The sequence below is a fragment of the Pedobacter suwonensis genome, assembly GCF_900111825.1.
Lineage (GTDB): Bacteria > Bacteroidota > Bacteroidia > Sphingobacteriales > Sphingobacteriaceae > Pedobacter > Pedobacter suwonensis.
The window spans coordinates 431,747-458,141 of sequence record NZ_FOJM01000002.1 but is presented as its reverse complement, the minus strand read 5'-3'; the positions used below and the strand labels follow the sequence as shown (position 1 = coordinate 458,141).

Annotated in this window: 20 protein-coding genes, 1 tRNA gene and 1 pseudogene; 9 read left to right on the top strand and 13 right to left on the bottom strand. The window is 39.6% G+C overall.

The window, feature by feature from the left end; genetic code table 11:
- Window positions 1-549: 549 nt before the first annotated feature.
- The 3 genes and pseudogenes from BM107_RS04435 to BM107_RS04425 form a co-directional block, all read right to left on the bottom strand.
- Window positions 550-865, bottom strand: a pseudogene (locus BM107_RS04435) (Mpo1-like protein).
- 6 nt (window positions 866-871) lie between these two features.
- On the bottom strand, window positions 872-1,507 hold the full coding sequence (locus BM107_RS04430; protein ID WP_090980684.1) for an HAD family hydrolase: 636 nt from the start codon (window positions 1,505-1,507) through the stop codon (window positions 872-874).
- A gap of 256 nt (window positions 1,508-1,763) precedes the next feature.
- Window positions 1,764-4,472 carry a PQQ-dependent sugar dehydrogenase gene (locus BM107_RS04425; RefSeq protein WP_090980682.1) on the bottom strand — a complete coding sequence of 903 codons (2,709 nt, stop codon included), beginning with the start codon at window positions 4,470-4,472 and terminating at the stop codon, window positions 1,764-1,766.
- 781 nt (window positions 4,473-5,253) lie between these two features.
- Between BM107_RS04425 and BM107_RS04420 the strand changes: the two genes are divergently transcribed.
- From BM107_RS04420 to BM107_RS04410, 3 genes are all read left to right on the top strand, one after another.
- Complete coding sequence (locus BM107_RS04420; RefSeq protein ID WP_090980680.1) at window positions 5,254-5,439, top strand: cold-shock protein; 186 nt, start codon at window positions 5,254-5,256, stop codon at window positions 5,437-5,439.
- Entirely contained in the window at window positions 5,423-5,644 is a 222-nt protein-coding gene (locus tag BM107_RS04415; RefSeq protein ID WP_090980678.1) for a S1 domain-containing protein, read from the top strand. Before BM107_RS04420 ends, BM107_RS04415 begins: the two co-directional genes overlap by 17 nt.
- A 262-nt stretch (window positions 5,645-5,906) precedes the next feature.
- On the top strand, window positions 5,907-6,689 hold the full coding sequence (locus tag BM107_RS04410) for a helix-turn-helix domain-containing protein (protein ID WP_090980674.1): 783 nt from the start codon (window positions 5,907-5,909) through the stop codon (window positions 6,687-6,689).
- A gap of 496 nt (window positions 6,690-7,185) precedes the next feature.
- Here the strand turns inward: BM107_RS04410 and BM107_RS04405 are convergent, their stop codons facing one another.
- Together BM107_RS04405 and BM107_RS04400 are read right to left on the bottom strand one after the other, a co-directional pair.
- Window positions 7,186-8,454 carry an Hsp70 family protein gene (locus BM107_RS04405; protein WP_090980672.1) on the bottom strand — a complete coding sequence of 423 codons (1,269 nt, stop codon included), beginning with the start codon at window positions 8,452-8,454 and terminating at the stop codon, window positions 7,186-7,188.
- 76 nt (window positions 8,455-8,530) lie between these two features.
- Entirely contained in the window at window positions 8,531-10,624 is a 2,094-nt protein-coding gene (locus tag BM107_RS04400; protein WP_090980670.1) for an HRDC domain-containing protein, read from the bottom strand.
- A 226-nt stretch (window positions 10,625-10,850) separates the two neighbouring features.
- Between BM107_RS04400 and BM107_RS04395 the strand changes: the two genes are divergently transcribed.
- Together BM107_RS04395 and BM107_RS04390 are read left to right on the top strand one after the other, a co-directional pair.
- Window positions 10,851-10,924 (top strand) — tRNA-Ile (locus BM107_RS04395).
- Window positions 10,925-11,159: 235 nt separating this feature from the next.
- On the top strand, window positions 11,160-12,425 hold the full coding sequence (locus tag BM107_RS04390) for a site-specific integrase (RefSeq protein WP_090980668.1): 1,266 nt from the start codon (window positions 11,160-11,162) through the stop codon (window positions 12,423-12,425).
- 344 nt (window positions 12,426-12,769) lie between these two features.
- On the opposite strand, the gene BM107_RS04385 is transcribed toward BM107_RS04390, so the two are convergent.
- The 3 genes from BM107_RS04385 to BM107_RS04375 form a co-directional block, all read right to left on the bottom strand.
- Window positions 12,770-13,804, bottom strand: coding sequence for a leucine-rich repeat domain-containing protein (locus BM107_RS04385; protein WP_090980666.1), 1,035 nt, complete (start codon window positions 13,802-13,804; stop codon window positions 12,770-12,772).
- 44 nt (window positions 13,805-13,848) lie between these two features.
- Window positions 13,849-14,400, bottom strand: a complete 552-nt coding sequence (locus BM107_RS04380) for a hypothetical protein (RefSeq protein ID WP_090980664.1) — start codon at window positions 14,398-14,400, stop codon at window positions 13,849-13,851.
- Window positions 14,401-14,869: 469 nt separating this feature from the next.
- Window positions 14,870-15,595, bottom strand: coding sequence for a LytR/AlgR family response regulator transcription factor (locus BM107_RS04375; protein ID WP_159435196.1), 726 nt, complete (start codon window positions 15,593-15,595; stop codon window positions 14,870-14,872).
- A gap of 513 nt (window positions 15,596-16,108) precedes the next feature.
- Here BM107_RS04375 and BM107_RS04370 point away from each other — a divergent pair.
- Window positions 16,109-17,410, top strand: a complete 1,302-nt coding sequence (locus BM107_RS04370) for an amidohydrolase family protein (protein ID WP_090980660.1) — start codon at window positions 16,109-16,111, stop codon at window positions 17,408-17,410.
- 760 nt (window positions 17,411-18,170) lie between these two features.
- On the opposite strand, the gene BM107_RS04365 is transcribed toward BM107_RS04370, so the two are convergent.
- Window positions 18,171-18,626, bottom strand: coding sequence for a DUF1810 domain-containing protein (locus BM107_RS04365; protein WP_090980658.1), 456 nt, complete (start codon window positions 18,624-18,626; stop codon window positions 18,171-18,173).
- A gap of 148 nt (window positions 18,627-18,774) precedes the next feature.
- On the opposite strand from BM107_RS04365, the gene BM107_RS04360 reads away from it, so the two are divergent.
- The gene (locus BM107_RS04360) at window positions 18,775-19,044 is read left to right on the top strand and encodes a hypothetical protein (protein ID WP_090980729.1); all 270 of its coding nucleotides are present in this window, start codon (window positions 18,775-18,777) and stop codon (window positions 19,042-19,044) included.
- A 25-nt stretch (window positions 19,045-19,069) separates the two neighbouring features.
- Here the strand turns inward: BM107_RS04360 and BM107_RS04355 are convergent, their stop codons facing one another.
- Complete coding sequence (locus BM107_RS04355; protein WP_159435195.1) at window positions 19,070-21,058, bottom strand: PAS domain-containing sensor histidine kinase; 1,989 nt, start codon at window positions 21,056-21,058, stop codon at window positions 19,070-19,072.
- An 876-nt stretch (window positions 21,059-21,934) separates the two neighbouring features.
- Here BM107_RS04355 and BM107_RS04350 point away from each other — a divergent pair.
- Window positions 21,935-22,204, top strand: coding sequence for a helix-turn-helix domain-containing protein (locus BM107_RS04350; RefSeq protein ID WP_090980654.1), 270 nt, complete (start codon window positions 21,935-21,937; stop codon window positions 22,202-22,204).
- Between the two features lie 260 nt (window positions 22,205-22,464).
- Here the strand turns inward: BM107_RS04350 and BM107_RS04345 are convergent, their stop codons facing one another.
- Both BM107_RS04345 and BM107_RS04340 read right to left on the bottom strand, forming a co-directional pair.
- A complete protein-coding gene (locus BM107_RS04345; RefSeq protein ID WP_090980652.1) occupies window positions 22,465-22,875 on the bottom strand; it encodes a hypothetical protein in 411 nt (136 codons plus the stop codon).
- Window positions 22,875-24,050: an FAD-dependent monooxygenase gene (locus BM107_RS04340; protein ID WP_090980650.1), complete on the bottom strand. Its 1,176-nt coding sequence runs from the start codon at window positions 24,048-24,050 to the stop codon at window positions 22,875-22,877. The genes BM107_RS04345 and BM107_RS04340 overlap by 1 nt, the downstream gene beginning before the upstream one ends.
- A gap of 78 nt (window positions 24,051-24,128) precedes the next feature.
- Between BM107_RS04340 and BM107_RS04335 the strand changes: the two genes are divergently transcribed.
- Entirely contained in the window at window positions 24,129-25,091 is a 963-nt protein-coding gene (locus BM107_RS04335) for a helix-turn-helix transcriptional regulator (protein ID WP_090980647.1), read from the top strand.
- A gap of 141 nt (window positions 25,092-25,232) precedes the next feature.
- On the opposite strand, the gene BM107_RS04330 is transcribed toward BM107_RS04335, so the two are convergent.
- Entirely contained in the window at window positions 25,233-26,267 is a 1,035-nt protein-coding gene (locus BM107_RS04330) for a PDDEXK nuclease domain-containing protein (RefSeq protein WP_090980645.1), read from the bottom strand.
- Window positions 26,268-26,395: the final 128 nt, after the last annotated feature.

Sequence of the window (26,395 nt, the reverse complement as noted above, 5' to 3'; positions counted from 1 at the left end):
GTCATTTCTAAATAAGTGTGATTGTCATCCTGAGGGATAATTTATGATATAAAAATCAATATGATTGACGCTTTTTCCTTCGCACAATTCTTGCCTCGGCTCACCGCCGCCGAAGGGCTCTTACTTTTTGGCATCAAAAAGTAACAAAAAATGCCGGCTGAAAATTTTTCTTTTAAAGCCAGTGTTATGGTTAGAACAGTGCAGTCCGAAAAATTTATTAGGCCGGTTTTAAGTAGAACGGTGATACGGTGCTATGGCCTAGCTATACGGAAATGCATGATGCCGCATTCTGCTCATTAACGGGTAATTACAAAATAACGTCAATGGTAGCGTAGTCGAAGGGATCTCTGCTACACTTCATTCGGGATGGGGATTTTTTTTTTAGTCACCAAAACAATTATCTCTTATAAAAGATCAGTTGCTTTTTGGAAACGAGCATGCAATAGTCCTTTGGTAGGTGCAGCCTCGCTTTTGCTATATCCTTTTGGCTGCCCTTCGACTACGGTCAGGGTGACAGCCAAAAAGGATAGTGCGCTGAATATCGCAAAATTAAGTTTTCACTATAAAAGATTGTTTGCCCGTTAACAAATCATAAAACAGCATAAAATCGCTGGCTAAACTATAAAGCGGGTATTGAAAGGTAGCGGGTTTATTTTTTTCAAAAAAGAAATGTCCAACCCATGCAAAGCCATAACCCAATACTGGCCAAAAAGAAATGCCAGTTATGAAAAAGAAATCCGGTAAAAAAAGCCAGGCAAACTAATCCGGTACCGATAAAATGCAGCACACGAGATGTGCTATTGCGATGTTCTGATAAATAAAATGGGTAGAACTCTTTTAACGACTTAAACTTTTTTTCTGACATATTAATTTATAAAATTCCGTTCGCTTTTAAAAATGCGCCCAATTGTGACGGTTTTTCGGTCATTAATAAGGTATTTAAGCCCACTTTTTTGGCGCCTTCTATATGCTGTGGACTATCGTCGATAAACAGCGTCTCGGCCGGATCAAGGTTATTTTCTTTTAAAACCTGTTCGAAAATATTGGTATTGGGTTTACGGAGCTTCATGTGCTGAGAGAAATAAGCTTTCTCAAAATAAGCATCATAATTATTAATTTCGAAAGTGGTTTTCAGGTAATTGATAATCCAATCATAGTGGATTTCATTGTTATTGCTCAACAAGAACGTACGGTACTTTTCTTTTACTTCAAGTAATAAATTATGGTTCTCCTGTATGGTTCCGATTAACAGGCTGTTCCATGCTTCGTCAATCTGCTGATCGGTTAATTCGGAATTGCCTGCGGCATTTCTAATTCCTGCTCTAAATTCGGAAGGAGAAATGGCACCGGTTTCAAAATCATCAAATAATTGGTTGTGTGCTTTATGCGCAAAGAAATTCTCGATATCATTAACGCCTAACTTTTGAAAAGAAGCCTGGGCAACTTTGAAATCGATATCAAATATTACGTTTCCGTAATCGAAAATTATGTTTTTAATATTTTGCATGAGATTCATCCTGATTTACTGCAAAGATATTAATGATGGATATTAAAACACCATTTTTTTATAAAATGAGGATATCAAGCTGATATCTGCTTTCGATGTTCATGTTGAGCCTCCCGAGGCTCGGGACAGGTAATCCAAACAGCCAGCAAGATGCTTTGATGAGCTGTTGAAGCCCGCCATTTGGCAAAAAGCCTGTCAGTTTATATTGATTAACATTGAATTCCCGCGTAGGCGGAAATCCAATGTTAAAAAATTATTATTTAGGCGCTACTGTAATCGATTGGATTATGGTCTGTTTCTTCTTATCACCCGTTTTTAGGGTTTTGAACACAAAATAAATATCGTGTAACTTCCCGTCCGAAATCATTTGTACCGGCACACTTTTTCTAAAGGTAGACTTACCAATCAACATGCCTTTACTATCATCTAGTCTGATTTCAATTTCTCCGTCGGATTCAGGATTGAGGTTCAGAAATGAATAGCTAAAACCTGAAATACCGGTTAAATCGACATTTTTAATGGCTATCCAACCATTGTCTTTGGTGAGAATGAGTTTTTCGCCGCCATAAATGTCTTTACGTTCAAAACCTGCAAAATCTTTAATGTCATCTGCATCGATGATATTGCTTTTGAGGTTGATAACGTTTGTTGTGGTTAACGGTTTTAAACCTGCACCACCTGCATCGGTATAGGTTGCCTTTAAAGTAAATACCGTTTTCTTTTTATCTGCAGCTGTTGCAGGAACGATTTTTCCCGAAGTTGGTAGTGAGGCTTTAACGGCTTCTTTGTTGCCTAAAGTCATAATCCACTCAGTAATTTTCTTCACTTCGGCTTCTTTCATTGCCGGGTGTGCAGGCATTGGTACTTCTCCCCATACACCATGGCTACCACCAATTACTTTTGATGCCAGGTAATCAACGGCTTTACTATCATTTTTATATTTCGTTGCTATTTTTTCGAAAGCAGGGCCAATAGAAACAGCTGATTCTTTATGGCAGGTGCTACAATCGGATTTCAGCATGAGCGATTTGCCAATTAGCGTTTGTGCTGCCTGCTGGTGGCCTAATTGTGCGCCGGCCAAATCAGTCCCTTCGGTATAGGTGTTTGAGATGTAAATGCGGTTGGCATTCACCTTTGCACCTTTATCGCTTACTAAAACTTTATAATCAATTGCTTTATTCGGGAAATAAAAACTCTTGTTACCACTTAAATTAATGGTTACAGTTGGGTGTTCGTTACCTGCATAAACAGGTATTACCTGGCTTTTTGCAGAAGCTTTGCTGTTGTCTATCACCGTAACGCTTACCGGATATTCGCCTTTTTTAGTAAAAGTATAATTTAATGTTGGGGTACTGGTGGTTTTGGTAATTCCTTTCCCTAAGTTCCATATGTATTTTAAAGGGTCGCCGTCAGGGTCTTTAGCCGTAACGGTTGCCGTCATTTTATAAGGCAGTAAACCACTGGTTTTTGCGATATTAAGGCGTTCAATAGCCGGCGGACGGTTACCTTTCAGGTAATCAATTCTGGTAATTGCGGCATCAGGGTTTTTGCTAAACCAGCCTTTACCATACTCAAGGATGTATAGTTTTCCGTCAGGACCTAATTCCATATCGATAGGCGCAGCTAAAGAAACGTTAGCCATAAATGGCTCCATACTTACGTAATCGCCCTGCGCATTCATGGTTACTGCCTTAACCCAGCCCCGTACCCATTCATAAATAATCAGCTTTCCATTGTAATAAGCTGGGTAAGGTGAGTTAGCAGTGGCATAATATACGGGACCCGCCATTGCGGTACGCCCGCCCGCACCCACTTGCGGAAACTCTTTGGACTCGCCATAAGGATACCAGATATAGGCTGGTTGTGCAGGTGGAAGTTTCTCCAAACCGGTATTGTTTGGCGAATTGTTTATAGGTGATTCGGGATCGAATGCATTTCCGTTTGCGCCGTTGGTATAATCATAAGCCTTATATGGATAGTTGTTGCCTATAAACAGGGGCCATCCAAAATTACCTGCTTTACGCGCCTGGTTCACCTCATCATAACCTCTGGGGCCTCTTAGTGGATCGTCGTTGGTGGCATCAGGGCCAACCTCACCCCAGTACAAAAAGTTGGTTTTCTGATCAACTGAAATACGGTAAGGGTTTCTATTGCCCATTACATAAATTTCAGGTCTGGTTTTTGGGGTATCTTTAGGGAAAAGGTTGCCATCCGGTATGCTATAGGTGCCATCTTCATTTACTTTGATCCTGAGTATTTTTCCCCTCAAATCGTTGGTATTTCCGGCCGATCTTCTGGAGTCATATTGCTCAAATCCTTTTCTGTTATCAAGGGGAGCATAACCTTTGTTTACATATTGTTGTTTTGGCGCATCAAATGGGGTAGAGTTGTCGCCTGTTGATACATAAAGCAAATTATCTGATCCAAAAGCAATTGAGCCGCCGGTATGGCAACATATCTCGCGCTGAGAATAGAATTCGAGCACAATTTTTTCAGATTCTTTAACAATCTGATCGTTAACCAGTTTAAATCTCGAAAGGCGGTTTACAGATTTGTCAAAAGGGCTGTAAAAGAGATAAATGTATTGATTTACTGCAAATTTTGGGTCTGCGGCCATGCCCAGTAAACCTTCTTCAGCATTTACATTCGGGGTATTGGTTTTGAAATAGACATCAAGCTTGCCCGCTTCTTTTATTTTTTTGGTTTGGTTCTTATAGATCAATACTTCACCTCTGCGCTGGGCAACTAAAATGTCCAGATTAGGGAGCACTGCCATCTCAGTTGGCTCTGTAAATTCTCCCTGCGCCAGGGTAACTTTCACAAAGCGGTCTTGATCTGGTGTATCTATTTTTTGCTTTGGAAAAAAATTGAAAGTTTTGTGCTCAAAAACTTTTTTGTTTAAAGTTGTTGCCGATATAAAGATAAGTGCAAGAGCAGATAAAAATAGGCTAAGTGCTGTTTTCATTTATTTGGTTGAATGATTTTCAATAAATATAGGGTATAGTTTTGTAGGCTGGGGTATTGTATCAAAATTTATGCGAAAGGTATCGGTATAATTTACCAGGCAGTACGTATTTCCTGATCGAATTTAAAATTTAATAATTATCTCATTATTAGTTGTGTAGATTAAAAATCAGCATCAAAAGGGTTGCAAATTGTAATAATCGCTCTTGAAAATCCAACAACCAAGGGTTGTTTTTTGCATTTATCTTATGTCAGTCTATTGTCATTGTGGTTTTAATCTGTAAATTACGGAATGAACGATAAAATTAATTTTATTCTTGGAGTAGTTTTCCTGTTAGGCGGTTTTAGTGTTTTCTTTGTGATTTTTAGCGGAAAAAAGGGTTAGTTGTTTCTTTAAAAGCAGAACGCAATCTTCCTTTTTTGACTCCTTAAATTCTGTATCGAAATAAGATTTGATTGGTTGATATTCCACCTTGTTGTTACATGTGGCATTGTAAAATCATACTGTGTCGAATGCTCACAATCTCTTAGATGCGATCGGGATCTAGATATCGGTAATATGCCCAATCTGACCGGTTACTTCAATCTAACTTTTTCCTACGCATACGGTACTACATCATGTAGGTAAGTTTTTCATATCGTGCCTGGCTGCTGCGCATATCATAAGGGCTTAGCGTTAAATCATTGTTATAATCTCCATATTTATTGAACTGGCAAAAAAAAGTATTTAATGGCTAAACCTTTTGATCTTTTTTATGTTTAAGCAGTAAATTCCAGATAAAATGCAGGGGACAGTAAAGTTTTATAATGAAACTAAGGGATTTGGTTTCATTATAACAGAAAACGGAGAAGAAATTTTTGTTCATATTACCGGCTTAAGCGATAAAGTAAGCCAGCATGACCGGGTTGAATTTGAGGTAGTACAAGGAAAAAAAGGTACAAACGCAGTTAATGTTAAAAAGATTTGATAATTCGATGAGATTAGGTACTGTAAAGTTTTATAACCCGGAAGAGGGGATGGGCAGTATTATACCTTCAAATGGAGGGAAAGAATTAAACGTTTTTGCCCGTGGCGTAGTTGATCACATCAAAACCAGTAACATTGTTCAGTTTGATATCGAATTTACGCAAAATGGCATCGAAGCCACTAAGGTAATCGTGCTGTCTGCCTAGAAATAAGTTCCGGATATTATATAATCTACAAGCAAGAGTGCTGATAGCGGTCAGCTTACAAGGAAATGATTTATTTTGATTTGGAAGGAGGACAGGTGGATGAGTGGTATGGTAGAAAATTTTGCGGGTCCGGACGGCTTAATAATAGTATCCGTATTACGCTGGCTCCTGCGGACCAGTGCCTCCTGGTCATAATATATTTCAACAACTTGTAACCAAGTCGGATAAATTTGGTCTTATTGTTGTTTATCCTCAAGTTTTTATGATTCAGCTAGAGCCAATTAGCGGTTTTTTTCGCAGAGAGCGTGCATTACAGGCTATATATCCTATGCGCATGTTGATTGTATGCCAGGGAAAAGGCTTTCTGTGTATGAACTCTGGCGATTACCCACTTTTGAATGGCCGGATTTTTTTTATTCCGGAAGAGGGCCTGGTTAGGCTCGATGGAGAAATGAGTTCGGGTTATTGGCTAAGTTTTAGTAGTTTGTTATATGCAGAATTTTTACAGCAGCACTTGGATCCGCAAGCTAAAAATCTTTTTTTAAACCTTTCTTTCAGGGATCTTGATCCGCAAAAATCAAGCAAAACGTATAATCTACTTGATCAGTTGAAAAGAGAAATTGATCATAAAAGGGACATGTCTTATATAGCACAATATTTATCATTGTTTTTGGGCTTTACAGCTGGTTTGGATGGCTATCTTGCAGCATTAACCTTAGATGATTTACAGCAGGTATTAAGGTTCCGGGCAATTTTAGAGCAATTTTATAAGCAGGAAAGATCCATTCAGTTTTATGCTGAAGGTATGGGGATGAGTCCGGGCAGATTGAATAAATTTTTAGATCGGGTGCTTGGAAAAAGCTTGACCGTGCTGATTAAAGACCGTATTATGCGCGAAGCGGAAGTGCTGTTGCTTCATAGTGATTATACAATTGATCAAATAGCCGAAATATTGGGTTTTGAACAAACCACTAGTTTTAATACCAGTTTTAAACGACATAAAGGCATGTCGGTATTTCAATTTAGCCGCCTAAGCATCAGTTAAAATAAAAATTGGTGCGTCTGCCAAAGAAACGTCCATCAATTTGATTTGATCTCTTCTAGAAAACAGGTATTCCACACCTCACCACATTAATTGTTTCTCGCCTAACGCGTAAAGCTTTGCTCACTGTTGCTATTTTATCAGCCGCACCAATTTATGTTTGCTAAATTATAAAATCTTAATTTAAAGAAGAAGAAATATTCCTAAATATATTACGTATTTGTATTTTAGTATTTACAATTCGGGATGTTGCCGTTTTACAAGGGTAAAATATACATTTGGCCAATCTAGGGTTTGTTGAAAAAACGATCCTTTTCATGGTGAACAGCGATAAATTTCAGCAATTGGGTACGATGTAGCAAAGCGTAAAAACATCAAACGGAAAGAAACCTGGTGTATTTATTAGCCCTGCGCTCTTTATAAAAAAAACGGTTCTTTCTGCCACAATATAGTTCATTGTGCTCTGCTGTAAATTCCCTAATAAAGCCTTTGGCCTGTGTTAATTTTCAAACAGATAACCGCTGTAAGCCAAGCCTTTGGCTACACTTTTAAAATTATCGCCGGAGTTTAACGGAATATGTGGAAATTTGGTTTTAAATAGATTTTGAACTGCTGATACCATCGAGGTTCCCCCGGTCAAAAACAAACAGTCAATACCTGCCGGGTTGATTTTATATGTTTCCATAAAGCGGTCCAGGTAGGCATCTATTTTATTAATGTCTTTTTCGATAATGGAATTGTACTGTTGCAGCGAAATATTTTCATCAATCTCGACTTCCATATTGCTATAGGCAAAAGTAGAATCAGGCTGATCAGAAAGTTCGATTTTGGTTTTTTCTATCGATCTGAATAAAGAATAACCCAGGTTATTTTCGATCAGGGTAATCAGGTTTTTGAATTTCGGATCGTTTCCGGAGTAATAATAATATTCTTCGATTTCTTTCTGAATTTTTAAACCGTTAAAGAAATTCATTTTATCCCAGGTGCAGATATTTGCAAAGAGCGATTTGGGCACATTTAAGACCTTGCCTGGTGTAGCTTCATACAGCGTATTTTTACCAAAATATGGTGTTCCCCTGTCCCACATAAATGCCGAATCAAGGCTATCGCCCCCAATGTAGATCCCACCAGAGGCGATCATATCGTTTTTACGGTCTTTGCTGCCAACTTTATCGGGATCAAGGATGAGGTAAGTGAAATCTGTTGTACCTCCGCCCAGATCGGCCACGAGAACGCGCTCTTTCCTGGTAATGGTTTTTTCGTAGGCAAAAGCAGCCCCGATAGGCTCAAACTGAAAGCGGACATCGGTAAAGCCGGCACTTTCTGCGGCTTTTTTTAACCTGGTTTGTGCCAGGGTATCTTTCATCGTATTGTCATCATCAAAAAATACCGGGCGACCTATGATGGCCTTGTTACATTCTTTGCCAATAATCTGATCGGCCTTTGTCTTCAAATCCCTAAGGATTAAAGTGACCAGGTCTGACGCAGTATATCTTTTATTATGGATACGGGTTTCGGTAAAAGTGGTTCTGGAAAGAATCTGTTTAATGGATTTTATAAAACGGCCTTTCATGCCATCGCTTAAATAAGCATCTATTGCTTTGTCGCCAACGATATGACTTTCGCCATCAATAAGACTTTTTACTTCTGTAAAATAAATTAAGGATGGAATAGAAATGGTATCTACAATTTCTTTCTTTTCTTCATCGTAAATGGAAAGTGCCGAATTGGTTGTTCCAAAATCGATTCCGTATAGAAAATTACTCATGGCTTGCTATGCTGGGGTTGGCGGGACTAAATGGGGTTGCGAAAGTATTAAAAAAAGTGTTAAGAAGTAAATTTTTTTAAAATAACTCGCTGGTACCCAAATGTGCATTAATGATGCGGGTAATCTGTTGGCCGAGTTCTTTTGCATTACCAATACCTACGCTTTTCAGTGCTGCCAGCTGATCGGTTGTTCTTGGCATTTTTTCGGCAATAGAAAGTAATGCTAAATCAGAAAGTACAGCATAATCCTGCGTGCCGCGTTGCTGTGCAATTTTGCTACGCCATTCGACGAGGTTTTTATAAACCTGAGGATTTGAAATTTCTTTTGGTTTAATGTTCGATTTAACCGGTTTTTTCTCTGCTTGTTTATTTCCAGCGGCGTGTAAAGTATTGATATAGTCTCTAATGGAAAATGAATTCCAGGAAATTTTAAACAGAGCCAATTTGATCTGGAGCCTGTCTTTGCAATCGTTTAATATGGTAAGTAGTTTATCAGAATGTGTGTCGTTATAAAAGTTGATGGCCACAATTTTGGAAGTTAAAGTAATGAGCTGTTCCAGTTTTGGAACAAAATAATCTGACGCTTTTTGCAAGCGATCCATAAAAGCCCTTTCATCTGCCGTGTTGTTATCGGTATTGATTTTCGAAAATTCCTTTGCAATAAAATTTTTGGCTACTTTAAAAATCTCGTTCTGAAAGATCTGATTTCCATGTTCGTAAATAGCTAAAAACGCATTTTGCTCATCTCTGTCGATCAGCTTGGAGCGCCCCAGTTTTTCCCAGTCTTTGGCAACCAGCGAGAAATCCAGTAGTTCGTGGATCAATCCCCAGCTATATTGCTGAGTATAACGGGCTAACAATTGTGGTGTAGGTTTATTCTGATGGGCGGCTTTTGTAAAACTGATTACTTTAGCATCGGTAATGATATTTTCGGCAACCACAGGCGATTTTAAAATGAGCCCTTCCAAACTTCTGCAACGGCTCAGCGCCACGTAGGCCTGTCCGTGGGTAAATGCAGTGCTTACATCTACTATCGCCTGATCAAAAGTTAAACCCTGGCTTTTGTGCACGGTAATGGCCCAGGCTAGCTTAAATGGATATTGAGAGAAGGATCCAGTACTGGTTTCATCAATTTTATTTTCTTCATTGCTCAGACTGTATTTAACATTCTGCCAGATTTCTTTCTCCACTTCAATTTCTCTGCCACCGTTGGTGAAAGTTACTTTTATCGCATCCTGACTGATTGCAGTAATTTTAGCCGCTTTTCCATTGTAGAATTGCTTTTTACCTGAAGAATCATTTTTAATGAAGATGACCTGCGCACCCAGTTTTAACTGAAGTTTTTCATCGGTGGGATAAGCGTCTTTAGGAAATTCACCACTGACTTCTGCATTGAATTCGAAAATTTCTCCTGGTAATTTTTCCAGACAGCCTTCGTTAATTTCGTTAACCAACTGGTTGTGCGTGGTAAGGGTGATGTAATCATCTTTCCATTCCTGATCCAAAGATGGATCGTAACTTTCATTCAGTTTGGCCAGGAGTTCTGCATTAAGGCTATTTTCACGCATGCCATTCAAAATGTCAAGAAATACAGGGTCTGACTGGCGGTAAACCTTATCTAAGGTAAACGTCAGCATCGGCGTAGACCTGAAAATGAGGCTGTCAAAAAAATAAGGACTGGAATAATAACTGCCCAGGATGTGCCAGGCATCATGAAAGATAGGGGAGAGCTGGTAAAGATCACCGATCATTAATACCTGCACGCCACCGAAGGGACGGTTTGAACCTTTAACACGCTTTAAAGTGCGGTCGATAAAATCAATCAGATCTACCCTGACCATACTGATTTCATCAATAATCAATAAATCAAGGCAACGTAAGAGTCTTGTTTTCTCATCTGAATACTTAAAATTGGTTTCTGCATGTTCATCAACAACCGGAACCAATGGCCCGAAAGGAATCTGAAAAAAGGAGTGTAGCGTAACACCACCAGCATTTATGGCCGCAACTGCGGTGGGCGCAACAATGGCGAAATTCTTTTTGGTGGTATCCCTGATTTTGCGCAGGAGGGTAGTTTTACCTGTTCCGGCTTTACCGGTTAAAAAAACAGGCTGATTGGTGGAGGCTAAAAAGTCTAAAAGAAGTTGGTTGTCCTGGTCGGGCGTGTTCATATCAACTACAAAATTAACCTATTCGAAATGGATTTACGGGTAGGTGAACGGGCGTTTTATCCACATTTTTTAAGTAGTGGCGAGGCATGCTAAAATGAAAATTAAAATTAAGCGGTTGAAAATGAGTTTATATTCATTCTTTTTGTGAAAAAATGCCGAAAACATTTTCCTAATTTCAATACAAATTTGTAACATTGCACTCGCAAAAAAGGAATGCCTTTTTTCCGGGCCTATAGCTCAGCTGGTTAGAGTAGAAGACTCATAATCTTTTGGTCCCTGGTTCGAGCCCAGGTGGGCCCACTGACAAAAAATCGCCCTTCAGTATATTCTGAAGGGCTTTTTTGTGCTCTTGAAGGTCGTTTGCAGCCATTATACATTAAAGTTGCTCTAATTATTGGTGTTAGCTTTAACAAAAATTAATGTTTAAATTAGTACAAAAAACTTAGGAAAAGCTTAGGAAAGTGTGTCAATTTCACTCAAAACTTAGGAAAAACTTAGGAAAAATTTCAGAGCTAAAAACATTAAATCAAATTGTATGACGACAGTTTCAGCTACCATCATTAAAAAAGATCAGAAGTCCGACAGGACGTGGAATGTTAAAATTAGAGTTTGGCACAATAAGAAGCCAGCCTATATCGACACCAATCATTTTGTCATTATGAAACAGCTAGGGAGGAAAAGTAAAGAAAGCGAAACGCTTGTTATTAAGGACAATTTTATTTTAGACAGAGTCGCGCCAGATTTGAAAAGATATCGCGACTGGATAAGTAGTAATGAGTCATATATTAAAAGATTAAGTGCTTTTGAAGTTCGTGATAAATTGGCTGAATTGAGAGATGGGATATCTATTGAAGTGATAGATTTCCTTGGTTTCTGTAAGAATTTTATAGATTCCAAGAAGAAGGTCAATAAGGTTAGTAGCGCAAAAACATTAACAACTGTTTATAATAGCTTGGTCGACTATTTCAAAAGCGACTACCTTCCAATTACTGAGATTAACTATAACTTTTTAAAAAGATATGAATTATACCTTTCCAATCCGCGTGAAATAACCAGAAAAAATCATAGCGGCCTTTCTCGGACCTATGTGCAGAAAGGCGTTAGAGAAGCTGGTTTGCACAATCATATGCGAGATTTAAGGTTATTATTTAATGAGGCTCGAAATGAATTTAATGATGAGGATCTTGGAATCATCAAAATAGCACATTATCCATTCAAAAAATATAAAGTGGGAACAGCACCTTTAACTGCTCATCGTGATCGGTCAGTTGAGGAAATATTAAAATTAAAAAACTGTGAACTGCCTGAAGGTTCAAGGGCAGAATTAGCCCGGGATCTTGGTATGCTGTCTTTGTATCTACTTGGAATGAATGCGGCTGATTTATATGAACTTCCGGTGATGACAGGTAATGAGGATCGTATTAATTACAATAGGGCCAAGACAAGAAATAAGCGGTTGGATAAAGCATTTTTTAGCGTGAAAATAGTCGATGAAGCCAGGCCCTTACTTAGAAAGTATGCAGGTAATCTCCAACTAAGATATTCGAGTACACAAGGACTTAACTCAGCTATTAATGAAGGTTTGAAGGTTTTAAGTGAAAAGACGGATGTTTCAGAGATTGATTTCTATGATTTCCGACATACAGTTGGAACGTGGATCAGACGGAAATGCGGTTATAGTACAGATGATGTTGCCGAAGCATTAAACCAAAAGACCAGAACTGTAACCGATATTTATATTGGAGATGATTGGGGATTAATAGATCGGATGCAGGCAGATATGCTTGATTTGTTAAACTAAATAAGTATTGTTCCTGTATGCTGCGGAACCTTGCCTTTGTCTTATCTAAATTGCACTTCAAATGGAACCGTTTTATATCATACGTTATCAGAAGCAAATGAACAGCCAGAAATGCCTTTCTTCTTGTAAAACTTGTGGAAAGACAGTTCAGATGAAATCTTCTGATCAGTCGATGAAATTACGCTTAGCGGCGGATTTGGAGATCATTTATTAGTACACATCCTTTGGTGGAGCAGATAGCTTCCGTGAATCCAATAACATAGTAGATATTCCGGATATCAATCGGTTCATATGACAGCCCTAGAAGCATTAATAATGTTGCTTTTGTGTATAATGGTGAATATTTATTTACAGCTGCTCTGCAGGATCTGCGGATCCATTTTGATTTTATTATCCAATGCCGAAAAGTAACTTTTATAACCGCTCATCAACAATTTCAACGGACAGAAATCCGCAAGGTTTTTATTGTACATAATCTGTATGCCTTCGGTCGAAGAGCTGAGCTGCTCCAGTCCGTGCAAGGATAATAGGCTTTCGTTGTGCGAAATGGTTATGGCATAGCCATTTGGTCCGTTCACGGACTTTAAACCATCTAGTCCACTGAGGTCTTTTATTCCTTTATTAAGCACTATATCCAGCCTACCTACTTTCTCAAGTTGTTGAAGGCCATCCATATTAACCAGTTGATGGTTTTCCCAGATTTTTAAATTATTTCTGACCGTTTTAAGGCCACTCAGTCCTTTGAAATCTGTGAGGGAGCCGTTGTTTACGATCGTTACATAATTCAGATCCACAAGTCCATTCAAGCCCCTTAAGCTTTTCAGCGAAGCATTCCCATCAATGTTTAAATTGCCGCATTTCTTTATATTAGCAAGTCCTTCAATATTAGTCAGCAATGGATTCCCCTGTAGCGTGATACTAGCATATTCCAGTTCCCCAATTCCGACTTGTGTAAGCCCTTCCAATCCATCTAAATTCGTCAGCATATTGTTGGCACCGATAAGTATCTGTGTTGTACCTTTTAGGTTCCGAAGCGCTTTTATGTCGTTGAGTATAGGATTGTTCATAATGGCGAGACCATCATAGCAATACAGCATACTTTCAATACCGTCTAGACTCCGTAAACCAGAGCACCTTTCAACCCTGAACTCACCTAAACTTGTCATGGTGTAGTTATCTAAGCCTTTTAGATCTGTGATCAACGGATTTCCCAGAATATAGAAATAGCCGCGTACGGTTTTAAGTTTGTTCAATCCTTTAAGTGAGCGCAATGCACGGTTGCCTTCCAGACGTAGACTGTTTGGAAAATATGTACCGACCATTTCCAGGTGTTCAAGGCCGGTAAGGTCCTTTAAAAGGGTAGTGCCACTGATTTCCATGCCGCCCGTGACAAAGGTCAGGTCCTTTAACGGGCTCAAGTCATTCACCGTACACCAATGCGCAGCGACTGCAAGCTGGTATAATGTTTTGCGCCAAGTGCTATAAGTTGCTCCTGTGTTTTTATTTCGAAAGTTTCCAGGGTACTTTTTCCATCAGGAGAACGGAAAACGACTTCGTTGCCATAGGCTGTTCCGGCACTGTTTATCGCATAAGTACGCATATAATAAGTGGTTCCTTCCGGCACGTAGGTCACAATTACCTTCATCTGTCCAGAAGCATCAGGCGTGGCCTTAAACTTATTGAGATTTTTAACGGTAGTTGCTCCAGGGACCGTATCGACTACCATACCCGACTCGGTAACAGCTGACGACCCCTGTTCAAGTATTTTGCCAAGGAAGGTGACCGAGAAATTGCTCAGCCCGAAGATACTGTCCGTAAAAAGTTTAGCCAATCCCTGAATAGCAGGGGGCGTTATTGGAGATTCGCCTGGAGGTAATATTTCCGTCTCCTTTTTGCAGGAGTGAATAAGCAGTAGAGAAAAAATAGTCAGTAGCAACGCAAGTGCCCTGAAAGAGTACAGGATATTAGATCTCATGAGAGCAGACAGTTTCAAACCGCTAATATACTAATTATCCGCTGCTTTGATTGTGGTGATACACTATTCAGGCGCTATATCATATTGGATGAGCGGTTGTACAGCCGAATTTTAGTGAGATTATAATGAAGTATTTTTTATATCTTGTCTCCTATTAGCGTCAATAATGGATTGACCATTTCCGGTTAGTCAGCTCTAGCCGGCATTAACCTGTTTTCCGAAAAGATACGAACTATCAGAAAAACAAATAGGTATTTGGTCACACCTATACAGAAGTATTTTTGATGCATAGAAATCAGAATATTGATCGCATTGATCACCCCATTAAGCCCTAACCGCAAGGGGCAGGAGTGAAAGGGCCGGAGTATAGTCCCGGCCCAAATTTTAAATTATTCAGAGGATTAGTATTTTAGCTTAAACAATATCAAAATCATTTTTTGGTCATTCATACACTCCAAAACTTCAGCATCTATCGTACACCTGGCCCAGGTAGCCGGTTGCGCAGAAAATAATCAAATTGATTCTTGTAACTTCTGCTGACTATAAATTTTTTTTCGTTGCGGAGCACGATCTGGTAACCATCCACCTGTTTAACATAGTTAAAGGATATTATTTCTGACCTGTTTATTCTTAAAAATTCGGTACGGTCTCTGAGGGACTCCTCTACATGCTTTAGGGTGTGATAGCTGATGTGCTGCCCATATGTTAAAAAAATCTGAATGTAGTTGGATAGCGATTTGATGTAAAGTACCTGGTCCAGCGGTATACTCAAATATTTGTGCTTTGAGCCACCCTTCACCAATAAGAAGCCGTCGGGATTTCTACTGACTGGTTTCCCTGATCCTCCTTGCAGAAGGCGCTGTATCTGACGGATGAATTTCACTTCGCTTACGGGTTTAAGCAGGTAACCGTCCGCACCGATCTCGAAGCTTTGTACGCCATAGTCGGTATGTGCGGTGATCAGGACTAAAAAATCACAATAGGGCCGTAGTAATCTGGCGGCTTCGATACCGTGGATCTGGGGCATCTCAATATCAAGGAAAACAATGTCAACATGTTTCAGGACATGTAAATAGGTTAATGCATCAATGGCATTATCGAAACTCTTCTCGTGACTTATTCCCGGTGTTAAAGATATCAGTTCCGCTATTTGAGTAAGTGTGTGGTTTTCGTCATCTATAATTATGCATTTCATTTCCATAATAAATAGTCTCAGCAAAATATACGCTAATTTAATAATTGTATTTTTAATCAGCAACTTATTGCTGTTTTAAAAGTCATTCGCATAACGGTACTGGTCGTTGGTATAAATAAATTTACATCTGCATAAAAATTTTGTGAAGGGGCCAATAATTTTTGAATTTGATAGCGAAATAATGAATTTATCAACTCGTCATTTCAACTTTTCTCATTTTACCAAGCTGTCGGAAGCCTAAGTATTGGAAGAAGGAGGAAATTTCCCTCCTTCTTTAAACCCCCAGTAACTGGATGTCAAACCTTAAAGTAAATGTTTAGGACACTTTTCAATTAAATCTCACCGTTTTAAATCGATACATCTATAGATTATTGGGAACGGACGCTTAACGTCTAATAAGGCCAACAGTCGTTGCCCCGAAAAATCCCTATTATAAATTTTTTAAGGAAATAGTTTGCGACGAAGAAAAAAACAGTTATTATTAATAGATAATTTATAAACCTAAAAAATCTGATGGTCAGCAAATTAATTATCCGACTTTTTATACCGTTTGGTTTTACATTATTATCCTATTCCGCAACAAGTTTCGCTCAACAAAACGAAAAGTATTTTTTGATCAAGGCCGGTCAGATGTACGATTCGGAGAAAAATGAATTCTACAAAAACAAACAATTACTAATCAGAGGAAATAGCATTGTCAAAGTAGGGGACAGAATTGATGTTCCGAGTGGTACAATTATTTTAGATTATAGCGAAGATACAGTTACACCTGGCCTGATTGACGCGCACTCGCATATTGCTTTTCAGCAGGGACCGAATGATAACCTGGCTAATGATGGTATTCTAAATTCTCCTGAAACCAGGGTTTTGAGGGCCGTTGGTTTCGCAAAGAGTTATCTTAATGCGGGGTTTACATGTATCCGTGATTTGGGTAATTCTGAACAGTACCTGGATATTGAGCTTAAAAATGCGATCGAAAGAGGTGATTTTTCAGGTCCCAGAATGTTGGTGTCCGGGCCGATAATCAGTGCGATGGACGGGCAGATTTATGGTGTGCCAATTAAAGAGTTTGAAAAGTATTCAGCTAAAGAATATTCTATGGTTAGTGGTGCGGATGAGGCTACGAAAGCAGTAAAAGAACACATTGCCCGAGGTGTTGATGTAATTAAGATAACCGCCATAGGAAATCGTTTAGTATTAACATTGGAAGAGATTAAGGCGATAGTGAAGGCAGCCCATAGTGAAAGGGTGAAGGTTACGGCGCACTGTGACCGCGACTGGGCGGTTCATGCAGCTATTGAGGCGGGCGTTGATGGATTGGAACACGGGTATGGTTTTACTAAGTCTACCCTTGAGACAATGGCGAAAAGAAAAATATATCTTGTTGCTACAGACGGCTCACCAGATCTTCAGATCACCTATCTGAAAACACAGAAAATGCCCTATGATGAGCAGCAAATCCGAAAGAACTTTAAGCCGCTTCAAGATAGACTAAAAGCAGCCCATAATGCGGGCGTAATGATCGTGGCGGGTTCAGACGCGTATATCAACATAAATATGCCAAGAGGCGAGATGGCCAAACATACCATTTCAGGTTACTTTGACGCAGGTTTATCTGCGTCCGACGCATTGAGAACAGCCACATACAATGCTTCAATTGCACTCGGAATGCCAGATCAAATCGGTGTGCTTAAAGAGCGTGCCAAAGCCGATATTGCAATTTTCAAGGGCAACATGCAAAAAGATTTTAAAAAGTCTCTTTTTGAGGTCAAAATGGTAATGAAAAATGGCTTGATAGAATTCCAACAGAAGTAAACCAATTATTATGCTCTTCATATGGCTTCGCTCTTAGCCAACGCTAACAAAAGCAGCATCGCGAAATTGAAGATTTATCTTATATCTGAGCGGGCTGCAGCGGGTTTTGCAGGAGAGTCAAATCGTACACATCGGGTCGGCACCAGACTTCATTTGTCCTTTATCTAAGCCGCCGGTAACGAGGCCTTTTACTTTATATGCATACTGCGTGGAGATTCGCGGAATGCAAGCCAAGGTCAAACTAAAATGGGGGGACCTAAGCCCTTTCTTTTATTCATTAGGATGGATGTGCCAATCATTAAAACATCCGACAGGATAAACTGTATTTTCCGGCCGGTATATGAACAGATGCCACAGCGATATTATTTTACTGTTCAATAATTCACGCCTTGTCCGAAAATTCTATCCTTTATTGCCTTGCAATATTAATATTATAAACCTTTATGAAAAGGATTTCTCTTGGAATAGGTAAAGGGATAAATGGAAAATCTAAAAAGAAAAAGATAATTCCTGCCTTCATTGGAAACATCTTTTTCAATAAATAAGGTGCAAGAAAATTCAAGCACTTCCCCAGGCAAATGGCCGATTTCGAACCGCTTGAATACTCTTGCGATTTCTCATTCCCGCCTAAACCGCATTTAGAGTGATTTTACGATATGCAGCAGACAGGCTGAAGAACGCGCGACCTGTTTGCGGTGTATTGATAAAAGGGTGTAAATATCGAAGTTGCCAGACCTTATTCAATTCGTTCCAGCAATTGTCAATCAAAAGCCTTTAGATTAAGAATTTGTTGTGTTTTTGAATCACTTTCGCCTTCGAAAAATTGATCTAATACCTGCTGAAACACAGGAGGTGCATTTTTGATGAAAGCGAACAGACTCATGCACGAGCGTAGTTTCAAATCATCAGGACTTCCAAAAATCTCCTTTGCACTAAGCTCGGTGTGGGTCAATAATTTTTTCGAAATCGCTGTTAACCTTGGCCCAAGAACCGGATGAGCTAAGTAGTCAGCAGCCTGTTGCAGATCACGTATAGCATAATATTTTGCGGTACTGGAAAATCCGAGCCCCTGGATCTGTGGAAAGATGTACCACATCCAGTGCGATTGTTTTCTGCCGCTTTTGATTTCATTTAGCGCTGTTGCATAATCCCGCTCCTGCGCAATAGTAAATTTTTCCAATTCGGAATCTTGTTCGTTGTTGATCGGATATTCCATAACAATTGTAGCTGGGTGTTAATTTAACCTTCGATGGACGCATATAGTTTGGAAACCGTTTAAAAACATCGATGCATCAACACAGCAGTGGCCTGAAAACCAAATTGCTTTGTTATTGTTTAATGCATACGATAAAAACTATGGAAATATGGAAAACTATCAGATCAGTATAAATTTGGGTAAAGAAATTCACCATTTTGAAGTGGGCGAATACCTGCACCAGAATGGAGAAAGCTGTAAGATAAAAGTATTTCAACAAGGTAAATTGGTCGCAAGCTTCCAGCCTGATCCGTACCACTTTCTGCACCTCTGCCAAAATCCGGCCAGACTTTCTGAAAAATTACTGCATTTACTGGCTGATGAGATCGAGGCCCATCACCCGCATGAGGTCAGCAAAGATTTAAACGAAGATATTTGAGATTATTTCCGAACTGGGTATCTGGCTATTCCCTGGTGAGTTTGCCAGGCAGTTCTATTGCGAAGGTCGTGCCCTGGTCAGGTGCACTCACAACGGATATTTCCCCTCCATGCAGTGTAATGATCTCCTTGCAGAGGTAAAGACCTATACCGAACCCTGCAATTGAGCCGCTGGCCGGATGCTTCACACGATAGTACCGTTCAAATATTCTATCCTGGTCTTCCTGCTCAATGCCGATTCCTTGATCTGAAACGGTAATCCTTGTGCCGTGGTTTTCAAGTTCGTAACATGCTATATGAATGGAACCACCCATCCGCGAATATTTAACCGCGTTGCCAATTAAGTTATGAAGCACCTGTGAGATCTTTTCACGATCGGCAGATATGCGCATATTTGGGACCGGTGCAAATGACAGTTGATGGGTATGGATTGTGGAGACCGTTTCGTCTTCAACCTCTTTGATCAGCGCGATCAGATCAAATTCTGTTCTTTCTATATGCATCCTGCCTGAATCCAATCTGGAAACATTCAGAAATCCATTGATCATGGCATTCATGGTCTGCAGCTGCTTGACTGATTTGTCAAGCATATTTTGCTGGGAAATATCTTTTTTTATGATCGCCATTCGCTGCATCAATTGAAGATATGCCTGAAGCGAAGTGATCGGCGTCTTTAGTTCGTGACTTACCATGCTCATAAAATCGTCTTTCCGTTGCTCCTCCTTTTTCTGCCGGGTAATATCCCTTAGGGTCCCGTTCAGGCTTTGCGGTTTTCCATTTAAATCATACAACACTTTTCCCATGGCCTGGAGTAATCTCGGGCTTTCATTCAAATTGCCTTTGATACTATACTCAATAGCATAATGACCATTTGATTCTTGGTTGAGGACGTTTGCTATTTCACGCTGGACCCGTTCGCGGTCCTCGGGAACAATCGCGTTGAGTGCAAGGGGTAACTCGATTAGTTCATCGGCCGATAAACCAAACCAGGACTTTAACAATGCATTACCTGAAAATAAATTGGATGCCGGTTCATAGTAAAATGTAGCGAGTTCTCCGGCATCGATGGCAAGGGCCAGCATATGCTGATCTTTTTCATTTTTCTTTCTTTCAATAACCTCGGATGTAATATCATCAAGAATCACTAACACGCCCGTAACCTCACCGGTTGTTGAACGTATTGGTTGGTAAATTGAATTAACGACAGCTTCACGAAGTCCACCGTTGTCGAATAGTTTTACCGGAAACTCATTGTTGATTTTAGGCTCACCTGTAATAAACACCTGCTCCAGCCAATCGTTCACCGGCTGGCCTTTAAGTTCAGGGCGCGCTTGTGTATGTGGAATGCCGATCACCTCGGTTTCCCTGCGGCCCCAGATTTTGAGGATAGCAGGGTTCGCAATCTCTATAATGTGATCAGGTCCCTGGAGCATGGCAATGCCAACCGGTGCCTGTTCAATGATCATACGAATATGTTCACGGCTTTCTGCCAAAAGCTTTACCGAGTGGTTCAGCTCGTCATTGGTAGAGGTCAGTTCTTCCAGTGTTGCGGCCATCTCTTCATTAAGTGCCTGCTCTTTCTCTTCCTTTTGCTGTATCCTGATCAAGAAATCCCGCCTTGCAGTAACCTCGAGGGCGGTATTTAAAATGCACCAGGTTCGTCCGGATGTATCCAGCAACGCTCTGTATTCGTAATCGAAATAGTCGGTTACCTGAATGCCGTTTTTTATCAAGCTGGCTGGCGCATCGGTCACCGAGTAACTTTTTCCAGTGTCCCAAACCTGTTGGAGCAAGGATAGAAATGGCTGTCCTTCAAGTTCCGGAATGGCCTCCATGAGCGGTTTTCCAATTACGGAAGCATCTTTTCCCCATAATTCCAGCATTCCTTTGTTAGCAAACTGAATGATCATATTCTTACCGGCATAAATTGCAGTAGGTGCAGGGGAACATATCAGGGCATCGTTGATTTGTGCCGTGTCAAACATTCTGGGAGCAGAAAAGTCACGCATATCCATAGACATCAAATATACAATTAACCCGACATAAATATTATAATACCGTCTAGGTTTTAATTTATGGATAGGACACCAGTCTTCCTTCAGAATGCAGGGTATTAAGGATAGCCAACATCCATTATTTTCAATCTATTCTTCGAAAATGTAATTAATCATGGGAACTTCTTAGCCAGGTGCATCGGTAATGTCTGTTACGGCTTACATAAGGAATAATCAGGATTCCCGGTACCGGGAATAATTAATTAAAGGTAAGCTCAGAATAGTTTACCCGAAGCTGTTGTTCATGCCATAAAAAACGGGGAACGGACGATGCCCAGTTCCCCGTTATCTAAATTAACGCTCTCGAAGACGAAGGTAGCAATTCGGATATGAAATACAAAAGATTTTAAATTTTTTGTCTACACGTTAGTCTGTTATTGCTTCTTATGGCTGTTCCATAAAAGGTCAAAACCTCTTGAGGGGCCCGTTCCTATTACTTATGGTCGGAATATCCTGATTGAAAGTCTGGAAATTCAGTTTATCGCCTATAGCTCTAATCAGATTTAAGGAGATATAATCTCTCGGTTTAATGCATGCTGTATTCTCAACTATATCAACCAAAATTGTTCCAGGACAAAGTCAACGCGGAAATTGCAAGTTATCTTCAGTACTCTTTGCCCAGTCTCCGTTGATTAACGATTCCTTTCGTTAAGCAACCTAGAAAATGATGCTGTTTAAAATCTGAATTAGTATATCCAAACATCTATTTTATTATTCTGTTAATTTATATGATCTTTGATCTCGTTCCGGCGTCCTAATATTTTATAATTTAAGCTAGAGAAATTATCGGAATGCATATCCCGTATTTAAAATGCATTCAGATGCTAATCCTTTTTTATGAAAAATCTATTGTCCCTGAGAGCAACAAATGTTGCCGTGAATATTAGAAGAGTTAGGGAATACAGAGGCTACACGCAACACTATCTGGCGGATAAACTTAAAATAACGCAAAATGCATATAGCAAAATTGAGCTCGGCTATAGTGAGTTAACCGTTGGCCGTTTATTTCAAATCGCTGAAATTTTGAATGCAGAACCAGTATCTCTCTTAACTTTAAGTCACCGTGATTTGATTAATGTTATTACCCATGCCAAAAAAAAGCTGTAAAGGAGACAAAGATTGCTGTACAGTTGGTGGTCTAAGCTTTCCTTCTTAACTAGTTGCCTGTCTTCTTTCTTCTATTTATTATGCTTTAGAATTTCGAAAAAGTGTAAAGTAAAAAAGATAATTCTGCCACTGTTGGAAACATCTTTTTAAAGATAAAAGGGCGGGAAGATCCAATCGGTCCAACCGGAATAATTTCAGTTTGGAGGAGTTTGCCATTAGTCCAACTTAGGAGATTATCACTCGTAAGCGCAGAATAGCACTTAACTCCGATGACCAGGATTCTTGATTTTAGAGGCAATTAGCTTTTTTATCTTAACTCCAATCAGAACAAAAGGGAGAATTCCGATGAGCAATAATGCCCAGAACCAGAACGGATGAATAGTGCTGATCCATAGCCATATAATGATTAGGATTATACTGACAGCTACAATACGCTGTTGTCTGTATTCACCGCCACACAATGCTGTGACGATACCTCCTGCGATACAGCTGATATAAACACTAGCCAATTTGATGGTAAACTGAAGCATATCATCCGCGGTGAAGGTAGCCTGTTTAAACAATTGCAAAGACGTAGGAAACAAATAACCCTGTAGTTTAGCTAGTGCAGAACTTAAAAGACCAATGGTTCCAAATCCGATAATGACGGATAGTATTTTTCTGAAGTTCATTATTTATTGGCTTTAAAGTTCAATTGGTCTTCAGTAAGCACAATTGGATCTGTCATAATTTTTTTAAGGTCATCATCAGACGCTGCCCCGAAAAATTTTACAAACTGATCCAGCTTTTGTACATCAGCAGGGATAAAAGAAGAGGCATTATTTCTGGCATTGGACTGGAATTTATGGATAATAGGTTGCATCAATGTATTGTAATTACCGGAGGCAGATTTCAGATCATCTGGACTTTTGCTGATGAAATGCGATAATGCTTTTGCGCCATATATTGAAAGCGAAGCTCCCATTCCAGAAAGAGCAGTTGGGCAATATCCAGCATCACCCAGCAAAACCATATTTCCGTTAACGAGTGTAGATGCATTTACCATTCCCATTTTATCGACGAACATTAGACCTTCTTCAGCAAAACGCCTAAGCAAATCCTTTACCTCCGCGCTATAATCACTAAAAGAGTTCTGTAGCTGTTTTGCTGATCTTTGCTTTATCGTTGCTAGGTCACCGGTATCGCGGATGTAGCATTGGATAGCGATTTCATCGTTCGAAATGGGATAGATAGAAAGCATCTTATTCACATCGATATAGATTTTAAAAGCGCCAACTTGCTCGGAATGTTCTGTCTTCAGTCTTCCGCCCATGTACAATGTATTGAAATCTTCCATTTGTGAACCTGTAAAGTATTTTTCGCGTGTAGGAGAACGCAGACCTTCAGAGATTATGATAAGATCAGTTTCCATACGTTCTCCATTGGAGAATGTTACCTCGGTTTTCTCACCTACAGAGGTAATTCCGGAAATGGTTGTGCTAAAAAGTATATTTAGGCGATTTTTTAAATGTTCATATAAAACGTTATGCAGTCCGCCCCGGGAGATCAGCACTGAACGTTCAATATTTTCGTTTATCTTTTCATAGCTCAGGTGTTGAATAACCTGCCCGTCTTTTTCTACGAAGCTTACAAATTCGGATGGAGAAGAGGCTGCCTGCAGTTCCTGCAATAAGCCGATTTCCTCCATGATCTGTACCCCGAAGCTTTTCAGGGAAATTAAAAAGCCTGCTTTGGTAAAGGATGACGCTCTATCAATCACTGTCACCTCATGCCCTTGTTCTGATAAAAATTTTGCGGCCGTTAATCCTGCAATTCCGCCCCCTGATATTAATATTGTCTTTTTCATTTTTTAAATGCTTATTACAAAATTAATATTACATTTAAGGATAAAATAGTCCTTTTTGAACTAAAAATAGTCCACAAAATGAAGGTTAATGATAGTTTGGAACAGATGCTTGGTCTGGCAGAAAAATTGGGAATCCCGGCATCTGATTTTAGCGATTCGCTAGATTTTTTAAGCCTTAATGAAATTCATATCATTGACATGTTGCCGGAAATGTTATTGATGATCAGGTCTGTTACTGCCGAGAATACAGTTAAATATATGAGGAAACCTATTGATGCTATTAAAAGAGGTCTGCTTTTTTCCTTCCAAAATATTTTCAATACTCATTTACAGGATTACCGGGAAAGCGATGTACATAGATGGCCCCAAACGCTACCTCACGTGCGCATAACACCGCTTCACCTAACAAGTGAAGTCATATTTCCCAAAGGATCTAAGATCACCCAGGTCACGATACTGATTGAACTGAATTTCCTCAAAAATTTTATCGGCAAAGATCAGCTGAAATTTAACTACCTTTTCAACGATGAAATAACCTTGTTGGTTGAGGAATTCATGTCGCAGGAGATGGCTGATCTTGTTAATAAGATTGCAGAAACACCGGCATCAGGTGTACTTTCCGAAACCTATTACAAATTGAAGGGATTGGAGTTATTGTATCTGCTTTTTAAAAACCTTTCAAAGCGACAGGGTATTGAACACCAGAGCCTCCGCGGGGATGAGATTGCGGCAGTATACCGGGTAAGGGATGCTATTTCAACTGCGCTGGAAAAGCCTTTAACACCGGACGAACTTATTGGAATCAGCGGTATGAATATGCTCAAACTCAGAAAACTTTTTACTCAGGTTTTTGGGAAGGGGCTTTACGAGTACAGTCAGTTTCTAAGAATGAGGGAGGCTGCCAGACTGATGCGGGAGCAACATCTTTCCGTTTCCGAAACGGGATATCAGTTAGGATTTACGAATTTGAGTTACTTCGGAAGGTTGTTTGAACAACATTTTGGAATGAAACCTAAGAAGTGGAAAAATATAGCCCTTTAAGAAGGCTTAAGATTACAATATTTCCGTATTGCACTTTAAAAAATCAGTTAAAAGACAAAATGACCGGACATATTAGCTATATTTTTCTTCCATAATAGGGGAAATCACTTTTTCATGGGGTTCTTACATTGGCTGATCATGCTATTCAAGGTTTTTGAGCTCGTTTTCAATTTCTTCAATAGTTGGTAAGTTGCTTTTTATTTCCTCAGGCAATATTTCGGTAAACTGGAACTCACTAACACCAATCGGCTTATTGATATCGCGAAGGGCGTACTCGACACCGATGTTATTTTTGTCGCGGCATAAAAGTATTCCGATTGTGGGCTTATCGTTTTCTCCTTTTAAAAGGTCATCTGCCGCAGAAAGATAGAAATTTAGCTTTCCGGCATATTCAGGGGCAAATTTGGTGTTCTTCAGTTCGACTATTACATAACATTTCAATGGTATGTTATAAAACAGCAGGTCCAGGTAATAATCTTCCTCGGCGATCTCGAGATGGTATTGCTGGCCTACGAACGCGAAGCCTTTTCCAAGTTCAAGAAGGAATTTGGTAATGTGTGTAACCAGTTGCTTTTCAATATCGCGTTCCTTTGCTTCACTTGTGAGGGCTACAAAGTCAAAAACGTAAGGGTCTTTCAAAGTCTGTTCAGCAAGTTCCGAGTACATCTCTGGCAGGGTGTGCTTAAAATTATTTACGGATTTTCCGCTGCGGCCATGTAAATTGCTTTTGATCTGAATGGCCAGGGTATCCCGGCTCCAACCATTCTTTATCGATTCCCTTACGTAAAATTCTGCTTCATTTAAGTCTTTTGATTTACTGATAATAAGTATGTTATGTCCCCATGGGATAAGGCCAAGCTGTGTCCTTAAATCTGCAACAACCTGTTGCCGATTTGCATTATAAAACTGGTAAAATTGTTTGATATATCTAAGGTTCCTTACTGAATAGCCGGTAGATTCGGGAAATTCATTTTTTAAATCATTACTTAGGCTTTGCAGGATGTTGTCTCCCCATTGAGCCTGGGCCTGTTTTTCCGTGATCATTTTGCCCAGGTCCCAATATAGGTCAATCAATGCTGAATTTATGGCGACAACAGTCCTCTGCTGTGTAGATTTCAGCTTGGTCTTTATTTCAATAAACCAGCTCTTATAATCATCTAAAAAAAGATCTTTCATATTTCATATCTTGAGGTGAGCAGAAAAGCGCCAGGCGGTTTACGGTTAAGAAACTTACCCTATTCAAGGCAAATATAAAACAATCTCTGAAGATCATGCTGATGTGTTTCAGATACACATCGCTTTTT